9 protein-coding genes are annotated in these 12,156 nt (G+C 36.7%); 6 read left to right on the plus strand and 3 right to left on the minus strand.

Translation table 11 applies throughout. The annotated features are described in order from the left end of the window. Nucleotides 1-176: 176 nt before the first annotated feature. Nucleotides 177-299, minus strand: a complete 123-nt coding sequence (locus EW028_RS25860) for a hypothetical protein (RefSeq protein ID WP_255501602.1) — start codon at nt 297-299, stop codon at nt 177-179. A gap of 193 nt (nt 300-492) precedes the next feature. On the opposite strand from EW028_RS25860, the gene EW028_RS10415 reads away from it, so the two are divergent. From EW028_RS10415 to EW028_RS10440, 6 genes are all read left to right on the plus strand, one after another. Next, nucleotides 493-1,680, plus strand: a complete 1,188-nt coding sequence (locus EW028_RS10415) for an Ig-like domain-containing domain (RefSeq protein ID WP_131520812.1) — start codon at nt 493-495, stop codon at nt 1,678-1,680. Between the two features lie 175 nt (nt 1,681-1,855). After that, nucleotides 1,856-2,209, plus strand: a complete 354-nt coding sequence (locus tag EW028_RS10420) for a hypothetical protein (RefSeq protein ID WP_131520813.1) — start codon at nt 1,856-1,858, stop codon at nt 2,207-2,209. 96 nt (nt 2,210-2,305) lie between these two features. Further along, nucleotides 2,306-2,677, plus strand: coding sequence for a hypothetical protein (locus EW028_RS10425; RefSeq protein WP_131520814.1), 372 nt, complete (start codon nt 2,306-2,308; stop codon nt 2,675-2,677). A 230-nt stretch (nt 2,678-2,907) separates the two neighbouring features. Further along, nucleotides 2,908-4,671 carry a transglutaminase domain-containing protein gene (locus EW028_RS10430; RefSeq protein ID WP_131520815.1) on the plus strand — a complete coding sequence of 588 codons (1,764 nt, stop codon included), beginning with the start codon at nt 2,908-2,910 and terminating at the stop codon, nt 4,669-4,671. Between the two features lie 423 nt (nt 4,672-5,094). After that, nucleotides 5,095-6,987: a stalk domain-containing protein gene (locus EW028_RS10435; protein WP_131520816.1), complete on the plus strand. Its 1,893-nt coding sequence runs from the start codon at nt 5,095-5,097 to the stop codon at nt 6,985-6,987. Nucleotides 6,988-7,053: 66 nt separating this feature from the next. Then, entirely contained in the window at nt 7,054-9,546 is a 2,493-nt protein-coding gene (locus tag EW028_RS10440; protein WP_131520817.1) for an S-layer homology domain-containing protein, read from the plus strand. A 484-nt stretch (nt 9,547-10,030) separates the two neighbouring features. Here the strand turns inward: EW028_RS10440 and EW028_RS10445 are convergent, their stop codons facing one another. Next, nucleotides 10,031-11,287: an HlyD family secretion protein gene (locus EW028_RS10445; RefSeq protein WP_131520818.1), complete on the minus strand. Its 1,257-nt coding sequence runs from the start codon at nt 11,285-11,287 to the stop codon at nt 10,031-10,033. After that, a complete protein-coding gene (locus EW028_RS10450; RefSeq protein ID WP_131520819.1) occupies nt 11,287-11,964 on the minus strand; it encodes a hypothetical protein in 678 nt (225 codons plus the stop codon). The genes EW028_RS10445 and EW028_RS10450 overlap by 1 nt, the downstream gene beginning before the upstream one ends. Nucleotides 11,965-12,156 lie beyond the last annotated feature (192 nt).

Raw genomic sequence — 12,156 nt, forward strand, 5'->3', positions numbered from 1 at the left:
TTTTCTGTTTCTTCATAATCTATTACAACTTTAAATGTCTGAAGAATGATTTCATTGGTAATTTTTCTAGGTAATTTCCTTGCCGAGATATTGAATCAAGTGACTACATTTTTGGGAACCACTTTTGAAATACCTGGGTATGTAAAATGGAAGACTTAATGAGAATGAATCAAAGTTTATAGATATTTATTATCATTAATATGTTCTTTTAATTTATTTTCAGCAGATAGGTTATCTTTTTGTGTGGCCAGAACATCCCTTTCCATGTGTATCCCCGCAAATGCTTGCTTATTCTCCATGAATTTTAAAATGCCAATATAATAAAGATGCTTACGAATTTTTTTAAATAAAGATGCTTATTAACACATCTTATTTTCGTTAATATTTATTTTCAAAAAATCATATATTACATGGAACCGATTGTATTTTAATTATAATTATGTAAAAATTACATATAATGTTGTCAAATTGAAATGATCATGAGGTGAGTGTTTGAGGAAATTAGTGTTATTAAGTTGTTTGTGCTTCTTCTTTGCTATGAATCCACATACTATTTTTGCAAGTGAACCGACCTTTATAAAAGAGAATGTTCCATTAGATAAAGTATGGACCATTACGTTTAATCAAGAGGTTGATTTTTCGACAGTCAACAACGAAAACATTTATGTAACGGATCGTTACGGGAATAAAATCAGTACTTTTTTCGGGAATGAAATGAATACACCTAAAAATCAAGTGAAGATATCTAGTACCAGTGGATATACCTATTCCACTGAATATTTATTGCATCTCACACAGAATCTAAAAGACAAGAATGGAAATAGTCTGAATAAACCTACCGTCCTAAAGTTTAAAACGGTCGACAATCCAACCATAGGTGAAATAGGTAATATACATACTGCTGAAGAATTGTCTAATTATCTAAATGCTCATTATTCAGTGCTCGATACTGCGGTAGGAAAATGGGGAATGAAATTTACATCATCAGGATCACCGAACAGTAAATTAAGGATTGTTACGAGTTGGCAAGGTGGTTCACCTTATACCTTGCATTATGATGATGATGAGCTAGAAGCTTTGGAGTATGGTAGACCGATCACTAATGAAGAAGCTACCTTGGTGAAGAAGCAGTTGCGAGACTTCCAACGAGAAGTAGCGACAATTGCGATGGCTGTTTTTCCAAATGCGGCCATCGAGGGTGGCTATTATCAGGGTGGTTATAAATATCCTAACTTACAAGTTGGCTATTGGAGTGTACCTTTTCTAAGTTGGAAAAATTTTTATGGTGATGGTTATGATACTACCAATACCTCCAGGGATTTTCATTGGTATCCTAAAAATGATGATTACAACTTTGTAACGAATCAGCCCATAAAGAAAGTTTATGTGATTGATCCAACTACAGGTAAATATATCGCTTATGAAGATACCAACAAAGTTATCAAGATAAAAAAGGGTGAACAAGTTCAATTTGCCTTTGACATTCCAATAGATTCCAATTTAACGTATTCCGAAATTGGCTTAAGTTATACCTATTCCGATTACGCTAAGAAAAATATCATTTCTATCGATGAAATGGGCAATATCACTGGTAATAAGGCAGGAGAGCAAAGTATAAGTGTATCTTACTATTGGGATCCTTACGTCTACCATTACTTTACGATTAAAGTAGAAGAATAAGGTTGCTTGTTAATCTCTCAATCATTCCATTTTGAAATGGTATATTTTTTACACTAATATACCAACCATAAATTAATGTAATTTCATTATTTAGCCAATACTGTTCTTGTGGAGAGAGAGAATATCGTTTAAAATATACAATATCAGTAAGAAATAGATTAGCAGGAGGATACGTATGAAGAAAAATATAGGTGTACTATTTTTAGCGATTTTCATGCTTACTACGATTCTTTTACCTACTAGTAATACCGCTTCTGCTGCAAGTGATACGTTAGAGGTTGGTATTTACGTTGATGGGAAGTATCATATTAAATTTGCAGACTTTAAAAAGTTAAAGACTGCTGATAAAGCTAAGTTACTTATGAAGAATGGGGTTTACGTTTCTTTAGGAAAACAACTTGTTGAAGCCAAAAATATTTTTACAATGAATGATAAGCAGTTAGAAAGTTCTAAAATTACTGTAGCCGAATATTTAAACATAATTGGCGGAGGGCAGACCTCAGAATTTAAAGTAGAATCAATTGAGTAATAATTTGAGACCAGTTGAGGAGAAAATCTTCAACTGGTTATTTCATCTTGGTGAAATGAATTGATGTAGACCATATAGAGATAGGAAGTTTTAAAAGTGAAATTGAAATGGATGAGTGCCCTCATGATGGTATTCCTATTAACAACAGGATGTACAGATGATAAAACACCACAGAAGCAGGAAAAAGAAGCTGAAGAATTTCTAGAGCAATTAGAAACTACTAAAAATGAAACACTTGAATCGCAAGTGGAAAATGAAAAGGCGATTATAGAGCATCAACTATTTATTATGGAAAAATTAGATATAGCAGGTGGGAAATTTGTTGTAGGGAAAGAAGTAAAAGACGACGAGGCAAAACATCTTGCAGAAAAATATGCGGAACAAATGAAAAAAGAATATCCCAATCTCTCAGTAGTTATTACCATTATCCGTGATGGAAAAGAAATCACGAGTGTAGAGTTAGATTAATTGGCAGAATAGTGTAAAGTCAATGAAGGGTGTGCGTATTTAAATCGCCGCCCTTTTAGTAGTTTGTTATGAGTACCTTAATATTACTTCTCATACACCGTTGATTAAATAAGCTGGTGAATCATTTTAATTACTTAATCGATTTACCGATAATAAAAGTATTAATAGATAGATTAATCATTTAATAAATTCGGAAAATTTAGTTTTATAACTTAAGGGAGGATCTTCCATTGAACAAACGAAAATTAGCACTGTCTGCCTTTATGACTGTCCCAATTGTAGCAGTATCAGTTGTTCATCCAATAGAGAGTCTTGCGGAAAATCAGGATTGGGTTAATGAAGAAAGTGAAGTAATCGCCAACCCCGACATGAATGGCGTGAATGCTTATAGCGATATACAAGTATTAGCTGAAAGTGTACCGACTTTAACAGCTTCGACAGTTCAGGAACTTAGCGCACTTATTGAGAGTGGAATGAATCAATTTCAGACAAATGTGTCTATCCAATACACAGGCGATAGCTCAATCATTATGGAACAAATTAATGGCATCATAAAAAACAACCTACGCAACAATGATTATTTAAATGGAACAGTTGCAAGTTGGAAATATGGCTATAAGGGTACTGCTAATAATGTTGTCATTAGTATAAATTTCAACTATCATACGACATCAGAGCAGGAGGCCTTTATTCAGTCAGAGGTGAGACGGATTGTACAAAAAGAAATTAATCCATCAATGTCTGATTTTGAAAAAGTAAAGGCTATCAATGATTATATTGTATTAAATTCAACATACTCCTATAATTCATCGACAACACCGCATGCAGCCTATGCCATTCTTAATGAAGGGAAAGGGGTATGTCAGGCATACGCACTACTAGCCTATCGTTTATTGCAAGAGGCTGGAATGGAAGTACGCTATGTTACTGGCTGGGCTGGTGAGGCACATGCATGGAATATCGTAAAGGTAGATGGTCAATGGTATCATCTAGATACAACTTGGAATGATCCAGTATTCTCCGGAAGTGCGGGAGATATGTCTGATTATGTTAGCTATAAATACTTTTTAATCTCGGATAATGCTATTTTCCAAGACCATCAAATTGATGATTTAGGCTATCCAAGTGCAACAAGTGAGCGTTTTGTGGCAATGAGAAATGTAGAAAGCCCAATACAAATTAATAAAGTTTTATATTATCCAAATGGCGCTGACAATCAAAAATTATATAAGATCGATTTAGGGAATATGAATTTACAAGAAGAGAAGGTATCTGATACCCGTGTACAACATTTGTTTTATGCAAATGATTGGTTATATTTTAGTAACTATTCAAATGGTGGATATCTCTATAAAATGAAGGCTAATGGCTTAAATAGTACGATGCTTGCAAACAAACGAGTGACAAAGATAACACGTGAGGATAGCGATTTAGTAGCTTATAATAACAATGTTGAAATCTATCGTGAAAGTCTACAAGAGAATCCTATTGATGATACGAAAATTAACCAAGTTACAGAATTGACGAATCAAATCGTATTTCTCAGCAAAGATTTTAAAATGAAGGCAGAGCAATTATTTTCATTATTTGGTGATCTCCCGCAATCTGAGCAATCCCGACTTTCAGATGGAGTACAGCAGCGCATTAAGCTCATACAAGAGAAGTATCAAAAAATGGAGTCACTTACCTTTAATGACACAACAGCTTGGATATCTGTGCCGAAGGTGAATGATGTAAAGAAGCCTTGGACAATTCAGTTAAGCCAAGAAGTGTTAAACACACCTGAAAACTTAAAGCACATTGTATTACTTGATATGTTTGGCGATCCAATAGATATTTCTGTTCGAATAGATGGCAAAAAAATAACAGTGACGCCAACAAACAATTATATAGAAGGTATCCCCTACACGCTTGTCATCAATTCCAAATTGAAAAACGCAAATAATCAAACGTTAGATAAAGGCATCCATTTACAATTTAACTATCAAAAATGATTGAATTAAGAGAGAAGAAAATAAGAGTTTCGTGGCCAAATGCGTCACGAAGCTCTTATTTTTTTATGGTACAAGCTTGTAGTTTACATTCGTTTGAAGTATTCAGAAGATGGTATTTCAAACACTGCAATACGTCGCAATTGTTCAATTTCTTAAAAGGAAATTAATAATTATGTAACTTTTTGAGGCTATGACAAGTCTACTTTAAAGGGATGTACTAATAGTGTGAAAGCAACCAAAATAAGTTTAATAGAAAATAATCATGGTATTTTAGAATATCATTTGTTCCATATGAAGCTTTTGAAGGAGAAAGGCTAGCACTCTAGTACCGAATTCTACTTTATTCGATAAAAATCCCACATTTTGGGCTTTGTTCATGTTAAGATGGTAGAGACGATTTTAAGAGGAAAAAAGGAGATTGAGATGTTTAGAAAACTAAAGACTACATGTATTGTATCAGCAGTTGCGTTGGCTACGATTTTGCCAGGACAAGCGTCTGCATCAGCTACTAGTAACAATGGAATTCAGATAAAAAACAATGTTTCGATTACGATTAATGGAGAGACGATTCAAGTCAATGATCCTATTTTAAATAAATCGGATTTCTTATTATTACCAATGCGTGCATTGTATGAAGCGGTTGGTGCAAGTGTGGATTGGGATAAGGAAACGTTGACGGCATCAGCGATTCGCAATGGTAAGATGGTTGATTTAACGATCGATTCGAATACGGCTTTAGTAGATGGTCAAGAGGTTGCAATGGATGTTGCGCCATTTATGTATAAGGATCGTACCTACATGCCATTACGTTTCGTCAGCGAAAACTTTGATGGTGTTGTTAATTGGGATGAGACTACTCAATCGGTAGATATTACATTATCAGATGAAACAACAGCACCACCACAGGAAGACCCATATATCTTACATATCAATAACAAACGTATTGTCATGAAAGATCCGATTGTTACAAAGGATGGAAGAACATATCTACCTGCTAGCTATATTTATGATTATTTAGATGATTCATCTGGCACTTGGCAACCTGATGGTTCCTTTGAATTGCTAATTGGTGGTATGAGTTTTATTTTCAATGATAACAGCAATCAGGCTTTGATTAACAATGAGGCAGTGACAATGATCGAAAAGCCATTTATACAAAAAGGCAAAATGTATGTTCCTGCTAAGTTTCTTGTGGATGCATTAGGCGGGAATTTGCGTTATATCACAGAAAAAAAAGAAATGTATATTTATGTATATCGTTATATGTATACAAGCTCTTTCCTTGAAAAATCATACGGCACTACGTCATCGCCAGAGGTTATTCCTTCTGCTCGTTTAGAAGGGGATCGTGATCTATTTATTAGTGATAATCCAGAAACATTAACACGTAAACTTGTACCAATAAATAATGTAACACTTGCACAATACGACGTGAAGCCAACGAAAGCAATGAACAAGCACCGTGTCTTTGGCTGGCACTATAACACGCTAGGAACAGATGTCAATATTGGTATTACTGTTCAAAACAAGTCTATGACAGAGAGCATTAAAGTGACTGATTCGAAAGGCATTAACCAAAAAACAGGTAATAGCTGGGTAGGTCATGATATTGGTTTAACAATTGCTGATGCTGAATTAAATAATAAACTAAAAAAATCAGAGAGTAGTGGCATTGTTATCGCACCAGGTGAAACGAAGCTAATTGAAACATATGACCTACACTATGATTATATTATTGGTTTTTTACATGATTTAGATATTCAAGCAGTCAATGGTGGAAAGCCAGAATATACAATACGTACAGTGCTTTCAAAGGATAATACGGATTTAACAACCATCCATTCGGACCAGGTTGCGGTTGATGAGTATGCGAAACACCCAAGAGGTGCGTGGCCAAGTGCTTCAATTCTAGCAGAGCTACCAGCCTATACTGTAGATTCGCCTGAAGTAGGCTATAACATTTCCAATGGCCGTACAGACCATCTTCAAACGGCTGAAAATTCACTTTCTCAAATCAATGGAGCGGTTGGGAACCCAGGTCACTTCGGTATGAACTATAAAGTATCTATTCCTGTTGTCAATCCAACAGGCTCTACAAAAACGATTAAGCTGAAGTTGGCTGGTCGAGGAGGTTTATACAGCGGAGCGATTAAGGTGAATGGCAAAGTGTATTTAGTGCCTTCTTTAAGAGTCGGGGCAGAGTATGTTGAATTACCAGATTTTAAGATGAAGGGCTCGAAAGACACGATTGAATTAGAGCTAATGCATGCTGGTGGTGTCAACCTTCCAGTAGCAATCTATGTAGAAACAAAATAAAAAAGTCACTGGCACGGGCCATGTGACTTGGTACGTGCCATACTTTGAATTAATTCGGAGTGAAAAATGGCAAGAAAACTAATAACGATTATTGTAGTCCTTTTCATGCTTACACTAACAGTTAGCCCCATCAATGGACAAGCTGCTGGTTTAGGCAATAAAGTCAGTGAAGTTAAAACAGAGGTTTCACCACAGGTAATACATTCACAGCAAAACTATACGTCAGGTTCGATACGTCAGTTTGTAAATGTTTTAGATGTTAATTTAAATAATACATACACAAAACTAGAAATTGGTATGCCAAATCCTATTAATTCATTAAAAACAACATCAGCGATGGCTAAGCAAAACACAGTTGATGGGCATCGTGTTGTTGGGGCTGTCAATGCCTCTTACTTTTTAGGAAATGGTATGCCTGCGAACTTGTTAGCAGAAAACAATGAAATTGTGAACTATGGTATTTTGGGAGATACATATGATAGCCCAACACAAAAGCCAGTTGCATTTGGTTTATCGAAATCAGGGAAAGCGATTGCAGATTATTATTCTACGAATCTAACTTTCCAAGTGAATGGCAAAAGCTATCCTATTGATCTTATTAATAGTGAACGAGGAACAAATAAAAACGTTTTATATACACCGGAAAAAAGATCAACAGGGACAAATACATGGGGTGTAGAACTTGTTGTGTCAGGCGCTAGCCAAGATACAAGTACCCTGCATTTTGGTGATCAGTTCTCAGGTACAGTATCTCATGTAACAGCCTATGGAGCAGAAGGTAACTCTTCTGTACCAGCAGATGGCTTTGTTATCTCTGTACAAAATAAAGAGTTAGCCGCTGAATTAAGTAGCATTCCAGCAGGTACAAGCGTGGATGTCAGCTTATCGATCGATCAAAAATGGATGGATGCACAGTTCATTTTAGCTGCTGGACCAATGCTTGTGCGTAACGGCAAAGTGGATATTTCTATGCCAACGAATTCAGGGTTTGCTTCTACACGTAGTCCGCGTACAGCAGTAGCTATAGATGCTACAGGTACAAAGGTATCTCTTGTGACGATTGATGGTCGCATAAGTGGTCATAGTAATGGTGTTAATTTATCGGATTTAGCTGCTCATTTAATTTCAGTGGGTGCTTCTTCGGCTATTAATCTAGATGGAGGCGGCTCTACAGCAATGGTGGTGCGTAATCCAGGAGGTTATTTCGCTAATTTAGTGAATAGACCGTCAGAAGGTAGTGAACGTCGTGTATCTGCCATTTTACAGGTAGTGAATACAGCGCCACCAGGGAAAGTAAAATCAATTACGTTAAGTAGTGTTGGTCAAGTAATGAAAGGATCTTCTGTAGATATGCAAGTTGCAAGGGCTTATGATCAATACTTGAATCCAATGACCATCAACCCAGCAAATATGAACTGGACAGTTGAAGGAAATATCGGCAAAATGGACGGTGCAACCTTCACAGCAACACAAAAGGGTGAAGGGAAAATTATTGGGGAGTATGAAGGAATTCGTACGTCTGCGGCTGTGAAAGTAGTAGATCTAGCAGAGAAACCAATTGTACTAGATAGCTTTGATAATACTTCTTCTTGGACAACAGAAACAGCGAAAGCCAATGCTTCATTAGCAAGCTCTAAAGAGTATGCTAGACAGGGAACTGCTAGCTTACAAGTAAACTATGATTTTACAACAGCAGGCACAGGCACAAAAGCAGCCTATATGGTTGCGAAAACACCAATTGCTATTTCAGGGCAGCCTAAAAATATCGGTCTTTGGGTATTTGGCGATGCTGGTAAGCATTGGCTAAGAGGCGTTGTGATTGATGGTGCTGGAGCTAAGCATACAATTGATTTCACAAGTCAGGGCGGTTTAGACTGGAGTGGTTGGAAGTACGTGACGGCAGATATTCCAAGTGATCTACCACAGCCACTAAAATTCGAACGTTTGTATGTTGCTCAGCCAACAGCTTCTCTTCAAAAGAAAGGTCAGCTGTATTTCGATCAATTACAAGCAGTATATAAAGACAATCATGTGGAATTAGTTTATACAGATGTAACAAAAGGGCATTGGGCATTTTCCGAAATCCAAAGCTTATACGATCAATCTCTTATTAAAGGATACTCAAATGGAACGTTCAAACCTGAGGCATCCATTACACGTGCAGAGGCAGCTACGATCATCGCTAGGGCTTTAAATCTAACTACAACGAAGGATTCCAGCTTTAAAGATGTGAGTAAGAGCCATTATGCATACAGTGCCATTGCCGCAGTTGAGCAGGCTGGCATTATTAAAGGGCAAGAGGCAGGGAAGTTTAATCCAAACGGACAGCTTTCACGTGCTGAAATGTCTGCCATTTTAACAAGGGCCTATAAATTAACAGGTACAAGCAAAGTAAGCTTCTCAGATGTGAAATCAACACATTGGGCGTACAGCCATATCCAAGCACTTGTCGCAAATGATTTAACTGGCGGCTTCCCAGATAACACATTTAGACCAGATGCACAAATTACACGTGCTCAATTTGCAAGCTTCTTAAATAGATGTTTATCATTAAAATAAAGAAGACAAATCCTCTGTAACAGCTACAGAGGATTCTTTATGTTGTCTTGAAAAACAAAACAATTAACAGAATTTTTGTGAAAGGTGAAGTGGATATCCGTTGCTTGCTTACCTGTGAGCTAGCGAAAAGCACAACAACCCAAAACTTTTTATAAAGGTTTTCACTAATCATTTTATTGAGGAGTGCTGTCACTCAACATTTCTCCCCATTTTTCACTACTGTTAGTATGAAAGAAAAGGAAAGACACATTTTCAAAGAGGTTGATTGGAGTGGAGTCAGCGACACTCCTAGGGGATTGAGCGTCATAGATGAGACCCTGGAGCGAACGTAAGTGAGTGAAGCGGCTCATCGGACGCCCCCTGGAAAGGACGCTGGCGGCACGGAAATCAACCCATCGCTCGCTTTGCTAAATGTTTTTTTAGTGTTATCTTCTTTTCTAACAAAAAAACCGCCTTGTCCATAAAAGGACGAGGCGGTTTTAGATTAGAAAACGATATATTTCACATATTGCTTCCAAGTTAGCTCTTTAAAATGGCTCCAATGTATTTTCTCAACAGGTAATGTTCTGAAGGTATAGGCTTCGAGATTACGTTTCTCATTCGAAAGCATTGGCGTACCTTCATCAAGATAATCCATAAAGATAGCTGACTTAGCCGTTTTAAATTGCACATTGACATCAATTAGCTGTATTTTACCGTCCTGATTGATGATATACAATTTTTTGTTCCCTTTTTTAGCTGTAGCTAGCCACGATTTATCGACTTTATAAGAATCGAATGCTTCGTTAACAATAATAGAGGCTTTGCCAGTTGTTGAAAATGGAATGTCCTCAAGTGGGGCATCCTGCTGTAAGGTCACTTCATAATTAGTTGGTTGTGGCAAGGCAGCCGTTTTAGCTAGCTCATTTGCCCAAACTGTCTGATCGTCAGTAGCAATCGTTTGTTTATCTAATACGATGCCAGATAGATCATCCTTGACATGCTTCACCTTGAAATCTACAGTTTGTCCTTCCTCCACCTTTTGCCATTCCTTTTCTGATAAATAGGCATACATTGCTTTTTCATTCGAATAGATTTCAAAAGTTAGCGCACCAGCTTCTTCCTTAATCGCTGCCACCACACCATCAATAGGGCTGATAATACCCTGACGAGATTGAATTTGTGTAATTTGGGCTTCAAGTAACGCAATTTGACGATTTGTTTCAGCAATATGTCGATTTAACAGGGCAACTGCTGTAGATGCTGAATTTTGTTGAGCAAGCTCTAATTTTAGCGTTACAGATAGCTTGTCATTGATTTGATCCGTATTAATGGAGCTTTTTGGATTTGAATCGTCTCCATATTCATCCTCAATTTGATCAAGTGCATCCTGTAAATCTTGTAATTCTGTTTCATAGGCAGTGCGTTCAGATTCAAGCTTTGTTAACGCCTCATCCACCTCATCCGTTTTATAGGTAGCAAGTACATCATTCATCATCACTTCTTGGCCACGCTTTACATTCACAGCTGATAAGTTAGTTGCATCAGCAGTAATCGTGTATGTCTCAGCAGGTGCTACAATCGTTTCCTTATGAAGACGCTCTGTATTCGTGCCGATATAAGCTTTTTGAAATTCATCGATAAAGTAGGATCGTGTCACGTTGCTATTATCTTTAAAGACAAAATAAGCATTTATGCCGATTACTAGCATTGCTAACACGATGGTCGTAGTTGTCCATGGTCTTGTTTTGAGAAATGCCATCATCCTAACCCCCTAGCAATCCATTCTTTAATTGGTAGTACACTAATCAAACCAACAAATATGGCCATAAATAGCTGTACTCCAATCAATTTGACTACTAACATTTTTCTACTAGCTTCTTCCTCCCATTTTGATAAGAAGAGATACTGTACAATAGTGATTAAAACCGTTGTTACCGTCAATTGATTGAGGGTAAATAACACGAAATCTGTTTCAATCACCTGTAGGGCAGCAGGAGCTAAGGAGAAGAAAGAAAACATGGTTGTATAGCCTACTGCATAGAAAACAGCAAAGAGGATTGCTTTTTCAATTAATAGAAAGGCTACAACATAAAGCTGGACTTTTTTTATCCAATTATAAGGAATGTCCGTTAATAGATGTAATAGATAGGTAACACCATAATAGTGGAAGCAAAAATAGACGATTGCCCATAAAACGGCACCAAGCATCGAAAGGATACGTGCTACATAGTATTCATTTTGTAAATCCATTGCGAATAAGGATGTTAAATTTTCTGTCCCCATTCCCCAATATTCGCGAGCAGCAAACAACAGGATGAAAAGAATGAACACCGTTAGTACTCGTTTTTTATATCCGATGACCTCGCCTTCCTCTACGATGCTAGTAAAGTAGGTAGGATTTTTTAAGCTATGCCAGAACTTATAATGGTAAAACATAAAACAGCGTCCTTTCTTCCAAAATAGGATATCAAAGTTGTAGTATACACCTTGTAAAGATATTATGACATATGAAAAAAGCTGTTTTTTTCCAATAAATTCGAAAAAACATATTTTCTTATTATATGTCGATTGGTGAAAACCTCATATAACACCATTGTATAGTATAATTGAAATAACTTCCTGTTTTTC

The organism is Lysinibacillus sp. OL1 (genome assembly GCF_004332175.1).
Lineage (GTDB): Bacteria > Bacillota > Bacilli > Bacillales_A > Planococcaceae > Lysinibacillus > Lysinibacillus capsici.